The organism is Calothrix sp. UHCC 0171, from assembly GCF_034931845.1.
Classification (GTDB): Bacteria; Cyanobacteriota; Cyanobacteriia; order Cyanobacteriales; family Nostocaceae; genus Brunnivagina.
In genome coordinates, this window is sequence record NZ_JAYGHN010000030.1 from 34,860 (window position 1) to 55,034 (window position 20,175).

Here is a 20,175-nt window from a genome sequence, read left to right on the forward strand (position 1 = left end):
GTTGATTCATATCGATTCCGGTAAGTCAGTTATTATTAGTTTTTCTCAGCGTCCCTCTATCTCGCCATTTCTGCGTCAGTTTTATCCTTGGTATGTAGGCAGACATGATATCAACCATTTCTATCACTCGACTTTCATCAGCATTCAAGGATTTGAGGTTGTGGTTTGAAATTCCGTTAATTATCTTCAGTGATATTCTTTATATATAGAAAAAATAAATTTTATATAAACCAGGTAGATTGATGAAAATTAATCGCTAAGTTGTTAATTTGTACAGGATTAATAGTATGTTTTTGTATTAGTTATTGCGATTGATCACCGGGGTCATACTAAATATAATTTGAGGGGAAAGAGAATATGCTCGGCTACAACTTAGTAGCTCGATTGTTCTAGTTTAGTTCATTTACGGGAAACTACTGTCCGTGAGAACGTCAGATAAATATTAGGTGTACGTAAGACTATCAGCATGAAAATCCAAATGTTACTAATTTCCTTATTTTCCCCACTCAAAGCGCGCTATTGGTGGCTTGGTATTCTCCTATGGATGGCAATGCTTGCACCTGCTCAAGCTTCGGTGATTTTGCGTGTGGCAATTGAGCGCGATGTCAACCAAGTTAAGGTTGGTAGTTCGACGGCTGCGGCAGTAAAAGATGGTAGTGGTAGGACTCTGGGACAGTTACCAGCCATGAGTGCCTACTACGCGCAAACCGTACCTGGTGGTGGGGTAGCTTTAGATAAATGGCGATCTGGTTTATTTTGGATTGAGCCAACGGGTAAGGGTTTTGTTTATATTGGTGACAAGTGGTATCGTGGGCGTACCTTGGTAGTACCGACAGGTAAAGGTGTTACTGCGGTGAACTGGGTTGATTTAGAGGAGTATCTCTACAGCGTCATTGGTGGCGAGATGGATGCACGTTGGCCCCAAGAAGCCTTGAAAGCTCAAGCGATCGCAGCTCGAACCTATGCTATTTATAAACGGGAGCAACAACGTAATGACCCTGTTTTTGATCTCGGTGATAGTCCCGACAGATGGCAAATTTACAAAGGTGTCATCAGCGAATCCCCAACAACTTACGATGCCGTTGATAAAACTGCGGGACAGGTTTTAACCTATAAAAACCGGATTATTCTCTCTGTCTTTCATGCTTGTTCTGGTGGGCATACAGAAAATGTGGAAGATGTTTGGGGCGGAGACGAAGGTCGAAACTATTTGCGGGCTGTTCCTGATTTTGACCAGAATATTCCCGAATGCTCTTGGCAGCGTGCTTTTTCGGCAACAGAAATTAGCCAGCGCTTTCCTGAACTGGGTAAGGTAAAGGAAATGAAGGTACAAACGGCATCGCCATTTGGCAGTGTTAAAGCTTTACAAATCATTGGAGATAAAAGTTCTAAAGTGCTACGTGGTGAAGACGTGCGTACTGCCCTCAAGTTGAGAAGTACCCGGTTTACAGTCACTAAAACCCCTGATGGTAATTTTGCCATGCAAGGTAAAGGTTATGGTCATGCCGTGGGCATGAGTCAGTGGGGTGCCTACAATTTGGCATTACAACGGGCGAATTATTTGCAAATTTTGGCTTATTATTTCCGAGGTGTTTCCCTATCCCCAATTCAAGCAAAATAATTATTCCCGACTTCCTTCTTCCAATCGTTTAACTTCCTGTTGGAGTAAGTCCTCTTCGGTGGAGTAAGCAAGATTTTCCGTGCCAATATATTTTTCTGATGCAAATTGGTTGGCAAAAGCGATTTTATTTTGTAAATCTTCGTCGGCGCTACTTAATACTTTGGCACGGGAAATGCGATCGCGGTTTCTTTCGGCAACTTTAGTATTGCGCCATCGAATCCAGAAGTACCTAACTAAAGGTATAGCGAGGAAGCCCACACCGTAAGCTAGTAATAACCAGTAAATGCTTTGGACAAATGCCACAAGTCCACCTAATTGGGCGGCGACAACTCCACCCCGTAATAAGCTACCAAGAATTAAAGCAGCAATTAAATTGACTGCACCTAAACCTGCACTCAGCATGATTTGTCCGGATGTTGCCGCACTGAATCGCCAGGGAAATTCTTCCAAGTAAGATGCGATCGCATGACGGCGTTTTTTGACGGCGCTGATTTGTAATTCTGGAAAATAATAAACTATCTGCCCTTCGGGACTCACTTGGGGTTTTCCATTAAACCGCATGAGTACGGGCAGCATGTAATCTTCGTATTCTTGTTGGTACTTTTCGCCAATATCATCTAAATAGGGTGAAATTTGCTCGGCGACAACAGCACCACGATTACTGCTAATGACTGTACCAATTTCTTGCCAGCGACGTTCTTCTAAATTGGCATTGGGATTACCATCGCCAAATAAAAATGAAAATATGGCTTCAAAAAAATTCAGTTCGCTTTTTTCGCGACGGCGTTCTTGGTAGTGTGTGTTGTAACCAGGACTCAGATACCAAAATAAATCGGGGAAAAAGAAAAATCCTCCACCTCCTCCCCAACTACTGTTATTATCGTTGTCGCGATCGCTATTCATTGCCGCAATAATCAGGAAAATTGCGATCGTAATTAAGGCAATAGAAGCGATTAATAAGGCTCCGAAGGAAATACGAATTAGGTAAAATACAACACCCCAGATTTTTTTACCCCATTCCTGTAACTTGATTTTAAAATACTTATTGCGTAATATATCGCGAAAATTCTTGGGAAATAAGTATACGATGTCACCTGTATCTGCAACCTGTAAATGTCCCCCCGCATCCGATGCCAGGGCTAACAAACCTTGATTTGCCTCTGCAACATTTAAACCTGCCTGGGTTGCTACGTCACCAACAGTAACGCGGTAGCCAAGCCGTTCAACCGCCTGCATAATGGTGGGATTAGGAGTCATGCCTGCGTTTTCCTGTGAAAAAGTCTTCCTATCTCAAGTATAAAGTTTGATTTTAATTGCTGTTGGTGTGTTGGGTTGTTCCCGTTCAAATCCCTGGCTTTTTAAAAAATTCGGGGGATTTGGGGTTGGGAACTAAGCAATTTTCTTTGGTTGGTTAGCGATAATCCCCACTAAATTCAACTTCTCCAAAATTTCTTTAGCTTCGACAACTTCTGTACGGGTGACTTGCCCCATTCTTGCCACTAAGACGATCGCATCACATAATGTTGCCAAAATTCTCGCATCGACTGTTCCCAAAATTGGTGATGTATCAACTAAAACTAAGTCATAAATTTGCTCGAAGTATTCTAACAGTTCTCTCATTTGCCGGGAACTCAGTAATTGCACTGCATCTTCGGGGAAGGGACCAGCTGTAAGCACATCGATCGCCGGGTGAACTGGCTGGATGTACTCTTGATATGGTGGGTTCGCTTCATCGACGAGGAGTAGGGATAAGCCCCAATCGTTGGAAAGGTCAAGTTGTTCATGCAGACTGGGGTTCCGTAGATTTGCGTCAATGATCAGGACTCGGTGGTGCATTCGTGCGGCACTAACTGCTAATCCCAGTGCAACTGTTGATTTACCTTCTCCCACCTGGGCTGATGTCACCATCAGGGATTTGTAGGGTAACGGTGAGTTGAGTATTTGGATGTTTTGATATGCCATGTCGATGGTTTCATGGGATGGTAGTGATGCCATCGTCACTGGCGAATCTATAACTAGGGTTCTAGTGTTTTGAGTTCTGCTTTTGTTTGTATTTTTGAATACTGGGATTGGGCGTTTCGGTTTCTTGGGTGGGAGGAGTTTCGGCACTATACCCAGTAAGCGAAGATTGGTGATGCGTTGTAATTCGTAGGGTACGTAAAGTTTGTCATTGAGCAATTCTAAAATCAGGGCGATGATAATACCTAAAATTGGTCCCAAAAGTAGACCGCCACCAAGTAGCATCATCCTACCGCTACCTATGTAGGTGCCTTTTTCAGGTGCTTCAATGATTTGCCAATCAAAGCCTCCTTGGGCAATTTTTAAGCCTAGGGATTGTTGCGCTTGCATGAGTTGTTCCAGGGTTTTGCGGCTGGTTTGAACTTCGGGTAGCAAGCGGTTGTATTCGGCTATCAAGCTGGGGTAGCGACTGAGTTCGGTTCGCAATCGCTTTTCTGACTCTGTGAGACTCTGTTGATTAGCAATTAATCCTAATGCTGTTGTTTGTACCTGAATCATTTCTTCTACTAGTTTGAGGTCTACTCCGGCGAGTTGTCCTTTTCCTAATAGGGGTTCGTTATTGTTGGCTGGTTGATTGACAGGTTGATTGAGAGATTGATTGAGGATTTTCTCAATGGTGCTATCAACTGCGGAGTTGTTGGGAGGAGATGTGCTTTTTCCGACTTGGTCACTGAGCGATCGCCCGACTTCTTGCCGCAGTAATGATAGTTGACTTTGTCTCTGTTCGAGTAACTTCTGGACTGCTGGGGAGTTATCTGTATAACGAATTCTTTCTTGTGATATTGCTAACTCTGTTTTCTGAATTTCATTCAGTAGGGTTTGATAGCGAGTTGATTGACTTAAGCGGGATGAAACTAAGGCACTGCGAGGAGATGCTGCTAATTTCTGCTGAATTGCTGTGTATCTGGCTTGGGAATCTTGCAACTGTGCCTGTGTAGTTTGTAACTGTTTTTGAGTATCTGCCAGAGATGCTAATAAGATTTTGGATTGGGCTTCAGGATCGAGTATTTTGTGTCGATTGCGGAACAGTTCTAAATTTCGCTCGGCTTGGGTAACTTCACTTTTGACTTTGGGTAGGCGTTCGTTAACAAACGCCATTCCTCTAGATAAGCGCGTTTTTTGCTGCTCAATGTTGTAGTCTTGATAAACCTGTTGGAGTGCTTCGAGAACTTGTTGGGTTTTGATGGGGTTTTTGTCTTTATATGTGATTTCAAATACCTGGCTGGGAATCCGATTGATACCACTTCCTGATTCCACACGGGCTACACTTAGTGGTGGTTTTTTGCCTTTTTTATTTTTTTCGCCTTTGATATCTTCAACTTTCATCTGCGGATATTCAGAACGCAGTTTGGCTACAGCTTTTTCAATTAATTGATTACTCAACATTAACTGCAATTGTGCTGTGTAATCTACTACTTCTAAATTTGCGTCTGTAAAGTCGCTATCTCCATCCCCTGGAGAATTTCTTGACCTCGTGCTTTCATAGATATTGGAGCTAACGAGCATTTGCATGGAACTTTGGTAATTGGGCTTGGCAAGTAGTGCCAAAACTCCTGCTGCTGACATTACCAAACAAGATATGCCAGCGATGAGAAAGCGACGGCGATGTAAAATTTTTAATAGTTGTCTTATATCAACTGCACTTGATGAAGATGTAGCGACCAGTTGTTCTTGTTCTAAACCAGTATCAGCCACTATCAAACCCCTTTTTTATGGAAATTATTTTGTAATAATGCGTTGACTTACTGAAACGATTCTATCAATTTTGATGTGCTAGATGTGATAGTTATTAGTCTCTAAAAGTGGAATTTACTTAAACTAAAATTATGCCATTTATTCGGCGATCGCTGAACAATTCTTAAGCATATTTTTCTCTATTTCGATCATCATTTGCCAAGAAATCATCCAATTATAGACCTGATTGCATTCTTGTCATCCGCCAAAAGGTAGAATATTTTTTATACATTCAATATTTGCCTTAACTTCATTTTAATTCGCCAATTGAGGCTAGGATCAAATTGGGTAGACTGGGTAAATTTGTCGGCTTGGGTATCACGAATAGTGAATGGCGGATGTTCGAGGGGAAAGCTAATTGCTCTGGCGGGGTGATTATCAAATAAACTATTTACAGCTTTGCTATTCAGGGCATTGGGACTAAAGCCAATGTTAGTAACTAAGTTGGTATTGGGAATAATACTTAAACTGTTTTGGAGCCAAGATGTGAAAGTCCAAGCATAATCCCAGGTATCGAGATTACCTTGATGGCAACTTTGAAAGATTCTCGACCAATATTTTACTGCTCGATGATCATCAAGTAAATCTTCTAACCATTTACCCTCACGAATGGTTTCCCAATGCTGCATTGCTAAATCATATTTTTGCCAGGCTCTACGCCAAGTTGCCCAGCCCCAAATCAAGGGGTAACGTGAAAAGTAGTAGCTATATTCATGGCGTTGAGGATGAGATTTTTTTGATTGAGCAAATTGAAAGTTATTACCAGAAATTGTCATAATTCTGGTATCATTCTCAAAGCGTGCGAGCAATTCTTCACAAAACGGGAAAAAGTGGGGATGAGGTAAACAATCGTCTTCTAAAATGATGGCGGTTTTAACTTGTGCAAATACCCAATCTAAACCACTAGATACTCGTTTTTTCGTGCCTAAATTTGTTTCTGAATAGTTACAAAGTATTTGACAATCCCAATCCATCTGTTCAATAATTTTGCGAGTTGCTGCACATTTTTCCACATCATCTGGGCAATGCTGGCGAATACCATCAGCAATCACAAACAGTTTTGCTGGCTTTGCTTCACGGATGGCATTAAACACCCTTTGGGTAGTATGTGGACGATTGAAAATTATCAAAGCGATCGCAGTTTTCATACTATCAGGAATAGAAAAGGACAATCGGCAAATTAATAACTATTAACTATTAACTATTAACTCCAATCTCATGCTGCATTTGATGATATTTCCAGAGTTTACCGCGCTGTTGCAACAATTCTTGATAGCTGCCTTGTTCGACTATTTTGCCTGATTCGAGTACAATAACTTTATCTGCCTTGTAAATTGTCGATAGTCGATGAGCGATCGCAATTACGGTTCTACCACTAACTAATTTTTCCAAGGATTCCTGCACCAAACGTTCGGATATTGAATCTAAAGCACTTGTGGCTTCATCTAAAATCAAGATATCTGGGTTGCGAAGTAATGCCCTGGCAATGGCAATCCTCTGTTTTTGCCCTCCCGATAATCTTACGCCGCGATCGCCCAATTTTGTCTCCAATCCTTCCGGCATCTCTAAAATAAATTCTAAAGCATTGGCTTGTCGCGCCACTTCTGCAATGGCTGCATTGCTCACTCCTTCGAGTCCATAGGCAATATTTTCCCGAACCGATGTATTAAAAATAAATGTATCCTGACTGACAACTGCAATTTTTTGCCGCCAAGTACAGAGTTTGTACTGATTCAAATTCACGCCATCAACAAAAATATTACCAACTGTTGGCTCGTAAAATCGAATGAGTAAATCGGCTAAAGTTGTCTTTCCTGAACCCGAAGCCCCGACAATGGCAATAGTTTTACCTTGTTCAATAGTTAGGTTAATCTCTTCCAAAATGGTATTGTTGCTGTCATAAGCAAAATCAACATTTTCAAAAGAGATTCCCTGTTTCAATCTGGTAAATTCCACTTCACCATCCCTAATATAGGTTTTGTTGTCGGTACGTAAAAGTTCGTGAACGACTCGCAAAGAACCTGCAAAGGTGGCAATAGTGCCCCAAGAACTGTTCATGTGGGCGAGAATTGGTAGTAAGCGAAATAGGGCAAATAAAAATGCCAGCAGGGAGATGATATGCAAACTACCGTCACTCACAAGTGTAGAGACGGCGAAAATGATAATTCCGATTAATATTGTTGTTGCTGTCGCTTCTGCCAGAGGAAGCACGCTACTACCAATCCGGTTACTCTGCATATATGCTTTCGCAAACATTTGTGAGGCTTTGTCGAAGCGCTTGCCTTCAAATTCTTGACTCCAGGAAGCCTGTACAGTCTTCACACCATTAATATACTCCGTTGCAATTGCTGCCATATCAGCCCCCGTACTTGTCATCTCAAAACTCGCTTCACGTACCCATCGAATTAGGTTGGAGACAGCCGCAGCCAGTAAACTAAATGCCAGTACAGTTGCGAAAGTGAGTTGCCAGGAAATCAATAGCATTACCAATGCATAGGCAATGATGACGCAGCTTTTAGTCACAAAGTTAATAATTTCATTAAAAGCTTGGTTAATATTACCGACTTCCAAGGAAAAGGTATTGATTAATTCTGCACCACGATTTTGGCTGTAGTAACTGAGATTAAAGCGTTGAAATTGCTCAAAGATTCGCCGTCTCAAGGCATCAACTAATTTAATTTCACAAGTTTTTGCCAGATATTTTCCTAAGTAGGCAAAAATTGCTCTCATCCAGACAGTAAATAAAATTAAACCCGATATTTTGTAGATACGAACCGTTGCGCTTGCTTGTACACCTAAAAACCAAATATCAAACCACTCCAATCCTGTATGTATAGGTGGTTGATTCGGGTTTGTTAAACCTTGTAATAGGGATGCGATTAAACCGACACCTGTTGCTTCCAACACTGCTGCAATTAGGGTAAATAAGATTGCTTGGATAACTTTTGTGCGAAAAGGTTTAAACTCACGCAAAATCAGATAGTTATCCTGCCAAAATTTGCTAGTTGCCAACAGCTTGTGAATTGCTTGAGGAAGGTTAATAACCATTTGGGTTTAAAAATTTATAATACATAATTCAGGAATGAAAATATAGAATTTATGTGATATTAAAATATTATATTTGAGAGCATCGATAAGGATGTAGTCGAAATCTAACTGTTCTGATGATTTTAATTTCTAGAATTGTAATCAATAATTAGAGGATAGCGATATGATTCCCATTAATTTTGCTGGGATTATACTAGTACGGAAATGAAATCTAGCAAATAAAAGCAAATGGGAATATGGGAATTAGCTTTTTAGTCTTAACTCACGACTTCTCCAGACTGGAGTCACTCTAATTAACCAGGAAATCACCTGCCATTGTATTTGATAAGGTCGATATTTTGCAAAAAACTTGAGAGCCGAAATTATATGTATAAAAGTCAGATAATTAAATTTAGAGCTAGTGCTAGCTTGTCTGTATAAATGTAAGGCTGAAGCTTGTGGTTGATAAAGCACTCGATAACCATTTTGCCATGCATCTACACACAAACTTACATCTTCAAAATAGAGGAAAAACCTTTCATCAAATAATCCGTATTTGGCAATATACTCTCCCGAAATCATCATAAAAGCTCCAATTCCCCAATTAATCTCTACAGCTTTTTTGGGTTGGGGCATTTCTGCATAGTAATAATCAAAAGTGTATATAAACCGGAGAAATTTTTCGCCGATAAAATGTTTGAGAAATAAATAAGTGAATGTCGGGAATCTCCGAATCGACTTTTGCAGTGTTCGATCAAGATGCAGTAACTTGGGACAAACAATTGCAATATCTGGAGCAGAGTATAATGTATTTTGCAGGTATTTAATAGTTTCTGGCTGAAATACGACATCAGGATTTACTAATACATATTCACGGCTGGGGGATGCTGCAACAGCTTGGTTATTACCTCTGGCAAAACCTAAATTTCGTATTCCTTGAATACCGATAAACGTATCTGGATACTTCTGAGCAAACTCATTCATAATTTTGGGTGAGTCATCTGAAGAAGCATTATCATACACCACTACTCTAGCCAAAGATGAACTGTATGTTTCCACTGCCATTAAACAGGATTCAATTGAACCCCGTAATGTTTTGGCTGAGTTATGGGAAACAATGATAAAACTGATATCGCACTTAGCTGTCATGATGAACACCCTTATCCATGTTAATGCCGGGATAGCAACAAGAATACCTATAAATTATTGAAGTAAATTTCTGTTAACATTGTTGCGATCACTCTTGCAAGTCTGAACTCTATCTAAAGTTAGATTTAGCCACCAAAGCTAAATAATCGCAATCACAATTTACTTGTTATCATTTTTACAAATCATCTAGTTTATAATGTTGACTGAATTGGGGTATGAAATTCACAATCAGGTATCTTCAAATTCTTAATATTTCAGAAATTTTGCCAGAACATCTCCCCAGCAAGTTCTCTCTGCGCTTATACAGGGAACAAATTTATATTTGTATACAGTAACACTAGACAATCAAGAATTTGATTTGTTATGGCTATAAATGAAAAGTTTATAAATGTAACTGTCACCATTAGGTTATCATACTAGGATAGTAAGTATGTTTTGTCAATCTTCAATCCTTGTTGAACAAAGTTTTGGCAACTCAATTATTACTAATCTTGGACTTTTTTTATACAGCGATTTGATTTGATAACTTGCTCATTAATCAGCTTATATTCTTTAAATTACGTTGAATATTCCTTATATCTCCTACGATATTTTATATTAAAAAGTATTTTAATTTACTTAACAAATATTAGATGACAGTGAAATTATTGATTTTTAGACAGAAAATAATTAAAGATTTTGTAAAGATATTTGGATGATTACGGATATAAACACAATCGACATGTAAAATAAGGCTTAGTAAATTCTGTAACTGATTTTACTTATCTAGAAGAAAATTCTGGATATTACCCGCAAGTGCCTTCACTTGGGGCAGTAAGTAATGATGATTGACATAGATTAAATGAAAGCATTTCCGATTCTCAAATTATTCATTGTTCCTTGACTCAATCTCTGACTGCCTTCACATTAATTATTGATTTTCAGTTATCTAAAGTTCAGAGTCTGAGAAACATAATTTAAGTCAGTAACTCTCAAGTTTCAGCAAGTAATCTTAGTATTCGTGTAAAAATAAATTGAACAAGTAGTGTGGAGAGTAGTTTCCGGGGAGATGTTCTTCACGGAAAACTCCGAGACATCTTGTCCACCTTTGGAAAATAGGAAGTGAGATGCTTGCACTACTTATTTTTATATGATTCCTTAGTGGCGAAATGTCAATATTCCCGATTGATTGATGATGGCTGCGACTCTGGCTGTGACTTATCTCAGGAGGACAATTTGACTGTGAAAGCAAATACCGAAAATGACAGTTGGGATTATCACATTACGAATCCTCAAAGCTGCAAACAAGATGGAAATTTGTCAGAGTTAAAATCCAATTTTGGTTATAAAGTCAAACAGAAAAATCGTTTTTTGCTGGTGAGGCGGATAAGAAATACAGACAAAGCCCATTTACTAGCCGAACGAAATGAGCAATTTTTGGCTGGATGGTTGCAATTTTGCTCTGCAGCTGTGGTAATTCTTGATCCAGAATTGAACAAACACCATATTCAGACATGGGCAGACATCTGTCAAAGGTATGGGAAAGCGGTTTTTTTGCAAATACCACGATACAATCAGCGAGTAAATTATCCAATAGCTTGCTTACTGAAGCGGGTATTTGATTGGATTATTGCAGTGATTTTGTTGTTCGTCGTGAGTCCTATATTGTTAGGATTATTGTTATTGAAGCCTTTGAGTTTCTCGGAAGAATTTACATTGACGAATAAATGGTGCGTTGGTGAGCGTGGTAGGCTTTTTCGCCTGCATGAATTTCGTCATCTAACATCGAATCAGATTTATCTCAACAGTTGTCTGAATAAATGCTTACAGAATCAGAGTTTGAGTAAGTTACCAAAATTATTGAACGTACTCAAAGGACAAATGAGTTTAGTGGGTAGAGAACCTGTATCATTAGTGGAAGCATTAGAAATCGAATCAATTCAGCGAAGTTATTTGAATTGCATACCTGGGATTATGAGTTGGTGGAAATAGGAGTTCAAATTCAGAGTTTGGATGAAGTTAGAAAGTTCAAGTTTAAAGGTTCAATTCTAATCGTCAATTCCAGTCTGAAGTTCAAATTTTAAGTGCAAATTTTAATTTCAAATGTGAATGAAGCTTATGTCAGGGTATTTTCTCAAAAATCAGACAGCAGCAATCAAAGAATACTATGATGCGTATGGTTATGTTGTAATTCAGGATGCTATACCCGTCGAGAAAATAACAGCCTTTCACAATGCATATGAAGCCTTCAAAACATCTAAAAACTATTACTTCTTATCGCAGGATACTAACCAAATCGAGAAATTAGAAATAAATTCCCAAGGATTTATTGAACACTCAATTTTGAACCCAATTGATTTAGTATTTCAAAATACTTTTAATCAAGCAGCATTAAATATCATCACATTGCCCCAGGTTTCTCAGTTATTAACAACTCTGAGCGATCGCCAACAGCATATCATATGGCAGACAATGTTTTTTGATAAATCTACAGGTACAGTTGCCCACCAAGACCATTATTACTTAGATAGTGACCCACCGGGGAATTTAATTGCTTGTTGGTTTGCACTTGAAGATATTCATGCTGATGCTGGGGCTTTTTTTGTCATTCCCAAGAGCCATAAAGGGAAATTAATTACTCGCAATGCAAATCATGATCATTTTAGTAATCATGAAGAGTATGTTAGTCAGATACAAACATTAATTAAAGAGGAAAACTATCAGCCTCAAGCAATGTTATTAAAAAAAGGTTCGATTTTATGTTGGCATCCATATCTTATTCATGGTGCATTTCCCAACCAGAATCCACAATATTCTCGTAAATCACTGACTGCACACTTTTTGCCAGAAGGCTATGGAAGATTAGGTAAAAATTTACCAACACAAATTTCTTCTGAAAATCCAGATATTTTAGTCTGGAAAAAGACAATAATTGAACGTCTCAAAGCTAGCATTCGTCATTTTCGTTTTCAGACAAAATACCACTTCAGAAATAAAAAAACACGCGCCAAAATGGAAATGCGTTCCTCAGAATATGAGGAGGTAGTAAATTGAAAATTGCTCAAGTTGCCAAAGCTGCCATTGAAAATTTCAGTCATCACCAAATTGGCACCTGTAATATTTGTGGAAATGTAACTTTTTTTGTTTGTATTGATGCAAAAACAGCGCGCAACAATATGTATTGTCCCTTCTGTTATAGTTCTTCACGGAAGCGACATGTGGCAAAGGTGATATTAACTCAAATTGAAAAACAAAAAAATCTCCAGAAAATATCATCAATTGCCCAACTAGCAACAGTCAATAATTGGAGTTTCTATAACACTGATGTAGATGATGCCTTTTTTAAATATTTATATCCCAGTGATTCATATGTCTGTTCGAGTTTTGAACCAAGTATTCAACCTGGAACAGAAATCAGAAAACAAGTCTATTGTCAATCCTTAGAAAAGCTCACATTTGCCGATGCTAGTTTTGATTTTGTGATTACCGAAGATGTCTTAGAACATGTGAGACATCATGAACAAGCTTTTCAAGAATTGCATCGAGTATTAAAACCTGAGGGATATCATATTTTTACCATTCCCTGTAACTTTGATCAAGCAACCATAACACGTGTGGACACATCAGGAGACGAAGATATTCACCTGTTACCACCAGAATATCATGGCGATCGCCTCAGAGGGCAAATACTAGCATATCGAACTTTTGGAATCGATATATTTGAGCTTTTAGATAGAATTGGTTTTAAAACTCAAGTAGATTTCTCTAGCTATATCGATAGAAAATCAGGAATTTTTGATAGTTACGTTTTTTGTTCGCAGAAAATCGGGTAAATAATAATGCATCCTCTCATCCTCAGTACATTTGATATTAGTGGTGGTGCCGCAAAAGCAGCTTTCCGCCTCCATCAAGGATTGAGGAAAATAAATATTGATTCGACAATGTTAGTTCAATATCAAGAAAGCAGTGAAAATCACATTATTGGAGCCACAAATAAACTCGAAAAATACCTCAACCAAGGCAGACCAACATTAGATAATTTACCATTAAATAGATATCAAGGTCAGGGTTATGGTACATTTTCACCACAATGGGTTCCCGACTTAACGAAAAGTAAAATTGCTAATTTATCGCCAGATATCATCAATTTGCATTGGATATGTGGCTATATCCAAATCGAAAGCATTCCTCGCTGGAATAAACCCCTAGTGTGGACATTACATGACATGTGGACATTTACAGGCGGATGCCAGTATAGTCATAATTGCGATCGCTATATTAAATCCTGTGGCGCATGTCCGCAACTCCACAGTGACAGAGAAAAAGACATATCGCGGTGGATATGGGAGCGTAAAGCCAAAGCTTGGCACAATCTAGACATTACCATTGTCACACCAAGTCAATGGCTAGCCAATTGCACCCGTACAAGTTCATTATTTTCACAAGCCAGTATCAAAGTCATCCCTAACGGTATTGACATTCAACGCTACAAGCCTTTAAGTCGCACATTTGCCCGTGAATGTTTGAATTTACCACAAGATAAACAACTGGTGCTAGTGGGAGCAAACTCACTTTACCTCCAACGTAAGGGTGCTGACTACCTCCACAAAGCATTAGAATCCTTGCAAACGCGATATACAAACAAAATAGAACTCATTGTTTTTGGCACATTACCCAGCGAAATCCAAAGGAAATTTAAATTAGATTTAGGATTTCCCATTCACTACATTGGCAACCTCAAAGACGATATCTCTCTCGCCTTAATCTACGCAGCTAGTGATGTATTCATCGCCCCATATATCGAAGATAACTTGCCCAATACCATCATCGAAGCCCTAGCCTGTGGAACACCATGCGTTGCCTTTGCGATTGGTGGAATTCCCGAAATAATTGAACATCAAAAAAACGGATTTCTTGCTCAACCTTTAGATGCAGAGGAATTAGCAGTTGGAATTATTTGGGTTTTAGAAAATAATCAGCGTTGGCAAAAACTCAGTCAAAATGCTCGCCAAAAAGTTGAAAGGGAATACACCCAAGAAATCCAAGCAAAAAGCTATCTGCAATTATTTACAGAAATCATAAATAATATCCCTGAAGCATTGCCTAAGTCGAGATGAATAATTCTATTTACTTAATATGCCAATCCCAATTATCAAAACCGAAATCAACTACTTTTACTACACCCTCGTCTTCTATTGCATTACAGTCTTATATCTCATCCCATATAATTTAGAAATACCCCATGCTAAACTCTTTCTACCAATACTCGCAATTATATTAATTTTTCAACTACTTTACTATCGCGATAAACTACAAATCAGCGATATCATCATCACCTGTCTAGTCTTCATCATCACCCTAATTAATACTTCCAGCTATCAATTATTTAGATATAGCTTACCTATTTCTTTAATTGCGATCGGATTTAGTGGTTTTCCTAAAATTAAAATTAAAAAATCATATTTAACAATATTATGTTGGTTATCAACTATTACCATGATATATCAGATGGCAATCTATCGTCGGATTGAATTTGATGGTTCATTACGTATTAGCTTAAGTAATGAAGATCCAAATGTTTCCGGTTTATTTATGCTGTTATTTTTTTTCTTATCTATTAAAGCTAAATTCAAACCAGGAATAATCCTCACATTAGTATCATCCTGCTTATTTCTCAGTCGTAACTATTTTTTCAGTTTAATTATATTTTTTACTATCTTATGTTTTGAAAAACCTTTTGCCAAACTAGCAAGTAAAATTAACTTTGTCGTCATTTTTATTATTGCTAATATCTTTGGTGTTTTAGTGGGTGAGTTTTTTCTCAATTTTGTTGAAGTTGGTTACGAATATGATACAGGTTCAAATCGATTATTTGCAGTTAATGATGCATCTAACTTATTTCGATTTGAAGCCAACAGATTTCTGATGCAATCTTACTTAAATGATTGGCGGTTAGCATTAAAAGGTTATGGAGAAAATTATGAAACAATATTTAGACCAATTGGAGCTATTATTCATAACTCTTTTCTAGAAGTCATTGCCTATACAGGTATTATTCTCGGTATTATCTATTTTTGTATACTCATCCGAGCAATTAGCAGTTATTACAAATACGATAACTATAAATATATTTTCTCTTATTTATTCTTTAGCTTATTTTTACACAGTGCATTTCAAGGAGTAACACCATTTCTCTTCATTAGTATTCTTGCCTTATCACTTGAAGAAAATAAACCCCAAAATCTGGTCAAAAATAGATAGTTGTATGCAGCAATAATCATGAAAATATCAATAATTACACCCACATTCAATTCTGAAAATACAATCGCAAAAACAATAACTAGCGTAATCTCCCAGCCCCATAAATTTGAACTTGAATATATTATTGTCGATGGAAATTCTACCGATAAAACCTGCGAAATAATCACAAAATATTCAGATTACATCGATATTTTTATCTCCGAACCTGACTCTGGTGCATATGATGCAATGAATAAAGGTATATCCCTTGCCAGTGGAGATATTATCGGTATTATAAATTCAGATGATTGGTACAATCATAGTGCAATAGAAATAGTAGAAAAAATATTTGCTAGCCATCCTGAAATAGATATTCTCTATTCCCCAATTGATAACTATTATCAAGGAAAATATGTTGCTACATTCCTTCCAGGTGATTTAGAAAAATTACTAATTCGTTTCACTTTAAATCATCCCTCATGTTTCATCAAAACATCAGCTTATCAATTAGTGGGTTTATACAATACTAATTTCTCTATAGCTGCTGATTACGATCTAATTTTGCGTTTATTTTTAGCCAATTGTAATTTTCATTATGTAGATACTCCACTAGCAGCTTATTCTCTTAATGGTATGAGTTCATCGACTAATCCAATCACGAGAGCAAAATTAATTTATGAATCCTGGCAAATCAGTCAGCAGGCAAATACCCATCCCCATAGTAACTCACTGGTGCAGCGTCATCGAACTTACACTGCATGGGTGTTTAATGAAATATTTGCTTTACCAGCACGATATTTTCTCAACCCCTTAAATGCTAGAAAATTAAAAATAGCAATTAATAAATATATTCATAAATATATTAAAAATTCAGTTAGTAATGACTTTGGCAAATGGTAATTACTAAAGATAAAATTAATACAAGATAATGTCAAAAATACTTTTTATATCAGCACATGCACCAACTTATAAATATCCCCAAGCTGGGCAAAAAATAGCTTTTAATAATCTTCAAGAATATATTGATTTAGGTAATGAAATAGATGTTGTAATTATCGCTAATGAAGTAGAAATTAGTTCTGCTACTGATTTAATTGATTTATTAAATAAATTTAATTCAAAAAACAATAAGAATCACAGTATTTACTTTTATCCACTGAATATAGTTAGAAAACTTATTAGCTGTTTAAATTATCTAAATATTCCCTTAAAATTTGCCACGCGATCGCAAAATCAAATATATCATAAAATTCGAGAGTTAATTACTATAATTACCTACGATATTATCCATTTTGAATATTCACACGCGGCGGTATACTTACCATTAGTCAGTTCTCTAATTAAATCAGAATTGACAAAAATAGTAATTAGTATTCACGATATTGAAACTCAAGCTTTTTTAAGAAAAACAGTAAATAACCCTATTTTAGGTATTGAATTAGCCAGGATATTTAATTATGAAAATCAAGTATATAGCAGTGCAAATAACTTATGGGTATTATCGGAGAAAGATAAAAATATCTTGACTGCTTTATTCTCAATTCATCCAGAAAAAATATTAGTAAAACCTCCTAAATTGAGTAATTTTATCTATCAAGTTTGCCGAAAACCAGAAAACATTGAAAAGAAAACTCTACTTTTTTGGGCAGCAATGAATCGTTCTGAAAATGAAACAGCAATCCTACAATTTATAGCTAATTGTTTTCAGGATTTATTAGCCAAAGATTCTGAGTTTAAACTGTATATAGTTGGTGCCAACCCTTCAGCTAAAGTTCAGCAGCTAGCAAATCAAAACATTATTGTAACTGGCTTTGTCGAAAACCCCAGTAATTTTTTTGAACGGGCGGAAATGGGAATTGTACCTTTACAAACAGGTGCAGGTATTAAGTTAAAGACATTGGAAATGTTAGCTGCTGATTTACCGGTACTTAGTACCAGTATCGGTGCTGAAGGTGTAGATAGAGAAGGAAAAAATTTAATTGTCAGTGATAATTTTCAGGAATGGGTGAATTTAATTATTAATCATTAAATATTACTTATTCCTCATCACTAGCCATACCTAAACCAGCTAAATATGAAGTAGTCCATGCACTCTGAAAATTAAACCCACCTGTGACACCATCAATATCTAAAACCTCCCCAGCAAAATAAAGTCCGGGAACTAACCTACTTGCCATTCTCTTGAAGTCAACTTCCTTTAAATTAACTCCACCACAAGTCACAAATTCGTCCTTAAATACACCCTTACCATTGACTAAATACTGCCCTTGAGATAATTCTTGTATGAGTAAATTCAGGTGTTTCTTGGAGATTTCTGCCCAACGGATTTCAGAATTAATTCCCACACGAACAACCATATATTGCCACAGACGATGGGGTATATCAATACCGCGATGTAGGAGAATTGAACGTCTGGGTACTTCTGCTTTCGTTGCTAGTAACTTATCTCTGATTTCTTCTGGTTTCAGTTCAGGTAACCAATTTACCGATAAAACCGCTTGATATTTACTTTCATGAAGCGCTCTAGCACCCCAAGCAGATAGTTTTAATACCGCAGGACCACTCATGCCCCAATGTGTAATTAATAATGCCCCTGTTTGTTCCAGTTGCGGCTGTTCGGGAATATTTAAACGCAATTTAACAGGATTGATACTGACACCAGCCAACTCCCGCAGACTTTCATCACGAATATTGAAAGTAAATAACGATGGTACAGGTGTGTTAATTATATGTCCAAACCCTTCAGCTATCCTATAACCAACTGGATTACTACCAGTAGCAATTAAAACACGATCGCATTCTAATTTTTCCCCAGATTTCAAAACCACTGTAAATTCGGAACCGATTTTATCTACCGAAACGACTGATGTACCCGTACAAATTTTCACACCCGCCATTTTTGCAGCGCTCAGTAAACAATCAACAATAGTCTCGGAACTATCAGTGATGGGAAACATACGTCCATCAGCTTCAGTTTTCAACTGCACTCCGTGCTTATTAAACCAAGCCACAGTATCTTGAGGTTGAAAGCGGGAAAAAGCACCAATTAAAGCCTTATTACCCCTGGGATAATTTTGCACCAAAGCCTTAACATCAAAACAAGCATGGGTAACATTACACCTACCACCGCCAGAAATGCGTACTTTGGTTAACAATTGCTGACTAGCTTCGAGTATAATAACTTGAGCAAAGGGGTTGATTCTAGCAGTTGCGATCGCACCAAAAAAACCAGCTGCCCCACCCCCAATCACAATAATTCTTACATGTTGCAAGGAAACTATTCCTACTTAACTAGAGATTTCACGATTCTTTCTTCAGACTTCTAACTTCTTTTAATCTATTCCTCAACCTCTGCAAATTGCTCCTTAGTTGCACCACAAATCGGACAAACCCAATCATCTGGGATATCTTCAAATGCGGTTCCTGGTTCGATGCCACTATCTGGGTCTCCCATTTCTGGGTCGTACTCATACCCGCAAACGCTACATATATATTTTTTCATAACTTGCCACCTTCGCGACATCTGGGAGCAACTTTCATCTTACCGAGATTAAGTATCTAATTACTTATTTTTGCAGGCGTTTTCTATCTAATGTTATGTAGTAGCATAGTAGATGGGGACACAGGAAGATGCGATTATGACAGCAACTACTTCAACAGTTCAACAGTCGCAGATATTTTATCCTAGTTCAGACGGCGAACCAGTGGCTGAAACTTATACTCACCTCTACGCAATACTGACAATATTAGAAGTGTTGCGACAATATCTTAAAGGTCGTCAGGCGACTGTGTTAGGAAATCAATTTTTGTATTATGCAAAAGATTTTCCGAAATTACGAGTCGCTCCAGATGTAATGGTGATTTTTGATGTCGCCCCAGGTGGTAGAGATAACTATAAAATCTGGGAAGAAGGAAAAGTCCCTTCTGTGATATTTGAAATTACATCTCCCAGCACAAAACAGCAAGATACTGAATCTAAAAAAACTTTATATGAGCAACTAGAAGTTCAAGAATATTGGCTTTTTGATCCCAAAGGCGAATGGATAAAAGAACAACTACGGGGATATCGCCTTCGAGGTGATGATTACATATTAATTAACGACAATCGTTGCGAACCTTTAAATTTACGTTTAGCTGTTGAAGGTCAATTACTCAGTTTTTACCGGGAAGACAGTGGAGACAAATTATTAATTCCTGATGAATTAGTTGAGAAGTTGGCAGAAGAGACTCAAGCCAGACAAGAAGCCGAAGAACGTGCTACACAAGCAGAAGAACGTACAAGAGAAATAGAAGCATTATTGTCACGCTATCGTCAAGAATTTGGAGATTTAGCTGAGTAAATACAATACTTATCTAAAAACATCTCGTTTTTGATTCTAGAGACATTATTTATTATCAATGTAAAT

General features: G+C 37.6%; 16 protein-coding genes. 9 read left to right on the plus strand and 7 right to left on the minus strand.

Annotation, left to right across the window (positions count from 1 at the left end; translation table 11 throughout):
* Positions 1-466: 466 nt before the first annotated feature.
* Positions 467-1,621: a SpoIID/LytB domain-containing protein gene (locus tag VB733_RS20055; RefSeq protein ID WP_323341826.1), complete on the plus strand. Its 1,155-nt coding sequence runs from the start codon at positions 467-469 to the stop codon at positions 1,619-1,621.
* Here VB733_RS20055 and VB733_RS20060 read toward each other — a convergent pair whose 3' ends face one another.
* The 5 genes from VB733_RS20060 to VB733_RS20080 all read right to left on the minus strand — a co-directional run bounded on the left by VB733_RS20060 (position 1,622) and on the right by VB733_RS20080 (position 9,550).
* Positions 1,622-2,878: a hypothetical protein gene (locus VB733_RS20060; RefSeq protein WP_323341827.1), complete on the minus strand. Its 1,257-nt coding sequence runs from the start codon at positions 2,876-2,878 to the stop codon at positions 1,622-1,624. It lies immediately after the preceding gene.
* Positions 2,879-3,010: 132 nt separating this feature from the next.
* Complete coding sequence (locus tag VB733_RS20065) at positions 3,011-5,335, minus strand: polysaccharide biosynthesis tyrosine autokinase (RefSeq protein ID WP_323341828.1); 2,325 nt, start codon at positions 5,333-5,335, stop codon at positions 3,011-3,013.
* Positions 5,336-5,598: 263 nt separating this feature from the next.
* Complete coding sequence (locus tag VB733_RS20070; RefSeq protein WP_323341829.1) at positions 5,599-6,546, minus strand: glycosyltransferase family 2 protein; 948 nt, start codon at positions 6,544-6,546, stop codon at positions 5,599-5,601.
* 25 nt (positions 6,547-6,571) lie between these two features.
* Positions 6,572-8,422: a heterocyst formation ABC transporter subunit HepA gene (gene hepA / locus VB733_RS20075; RefSeq protein ID WP_323341830.1), complete on the minus strand. Its 1,851-nt coding sequence runs from the start codon at positions 8,420-8,422 to the stop codon at positions 6,572-6,574.
* 243 nt (positions 8,423-8,665) lie between these two features.
* On the minus strand, positions 8,666-9,550 hold the full coding sequence (locus VB733_RS20080) for a glycosyltransferase family 2 protein (protein ID WP_323341831.1): 885 nt from the start codon (positions 9,548-9,550) through the stop codon (positions 8,666-8,668).
* Positions 9,551-10,660: 1,110 nt separating this feature from the next.
* Here VB733_RS20080 and hepC point away from each other — a divergent pair.
* The 7 genes from hepC to VB733_RS20115 all read left to right on the plus strand — a co-directional run bounded on the left by hepC (position 10,661) and on the right by VB733_RS20115 (position 17,798).
* Entirely contained in the window at positions 10,661-11,521 is an 861-nt protein-coding gene (hepC, locus tag VB733_RS20085) for a heterocyst development glycosyltransferase HepC (protein ID WP_323341832.1), read from the plus strand.
* A gap of 126 nt (positions 11,522-11,647) precedes the next feature.
* Positions 11,648-12,583: a phytanoyl-CoA dioxygenase family protein gene (locus VB733_RS20090; protein WP_323341833.1), complete on the plus strand. Its 936-nt coding sequence runs from the start codon at positions 11,648-11,650 to the stop codon at positions 12,581-12,583.
* Positions 12,580-13,362: a class I SAM-dependent methyltransferase gene (locus VB733_RS20095; RefSeq protein WP_323341834.1), complete on the plus strand. Its 783-nt coding sequence runs from the start codon at positions 12,580-12,582 to the stop codon at positions 13,360-13,362. The genes VB733_RS20090 and VB733_RS20095 overlap by 4 nt, the downstream gene beginning before the upstream one ends.
* A gap of 6 nt (positions 13,363-13,368) precedes the next feature.
* The gene (locus VB733_RS20100) at positions 13,369-14,646 is read left to right on the plus strand and encodes a glycosyltransferase family 4 protein (RefSeq protein ID WP_323341835.1); all 1,278 of its coding nucleotides are present in this window, start codon (positions 13,369-13,371) and stop codon (positions 14,644-14,646) included.
* A gap of 19 nt (positions 14,647-14,665) precedes the next feature.
* Complete coding sequence (locus VB733_RS20105) at positions 14,666-15,790, plus strand: hypothetical protein (protein ID WP_323341836.1); 1,125 nt, start codon at positions 14,666-14,668, stop codon at positions 15,788-15,790.
* A gap of 18 nt (positions 15,791-15,808) precedes the next feature.
* Positions 15,809-16,669, plus strand: a complete 861-nt coding sequence (locus VB733_RS20110) for a glycosyltransferase family 2 protein (RefSeq protein ID WP_323341837.1) — start codon at positions 15,809-15,811, stop codon at positions 16,667-16,669.
* Positions 16,670-16,697: 28 nt separating this feature from the next.
* The gene (locus tag VB733_RS20115) at positions 16,698-17,798 is read left to right on the plus strand and encodes a glycosyltransferase (protein ID WP_323341838.1); all 1,101 of its coding nucleotides are present in this window, start codon (positions 16,698-16,700) and stop codon (positions 17,796-17,798) included.
* Positions 17,799-17,805: 7 nt separating this feature from the next.
* Here VB733_RS20115 and VB733_RS20120 read toward each other — a convergent pair whose 3' ends face one another.
* Both VB733_RS20120 and rd read right to left on the minus strand, forming a co-directional pair.
* On the minus strand, positions 17,806-19,041 hold the full coding sequence (locus VB733_RS20120; RefSeq protein WP_323341839.1) for an NAD(P)/FAD-dependent oxidoreductase: 1,236 nt from the start codon (positions 19,039-19,041) through the stop codon (positions 17,806-17,808).
* Between the two features lie 65 nt (positions 19,042-19,106).
* Complete coding sequence (gene rd / locus VB733_RS20125; RefSeq protein WP_323341840.1) at positions 19,107-19,271, minus strand: rubredoxin; 165 nt, start codon at positions 19,269-19,271, stop codon at positions 19,107-19,109.
* 136 nt (positions 19,272-19,407) lie between these two features.
* Between rd and VB733_RS20130 the strand changes: the two genes are divergently transcribed.
* Positions 19,408-20,109, plus strand: coding sequence for a Uma2 family endonuclease (locus VB733_RS20130; RefSeq protein WP_323341858.1), 702 nt, complete (start codon positions 19,408-19,410; stop codon positions 20,107-20,109).
* Positions 20,110-20,175 lie beyond the last annotated feature (66 nt).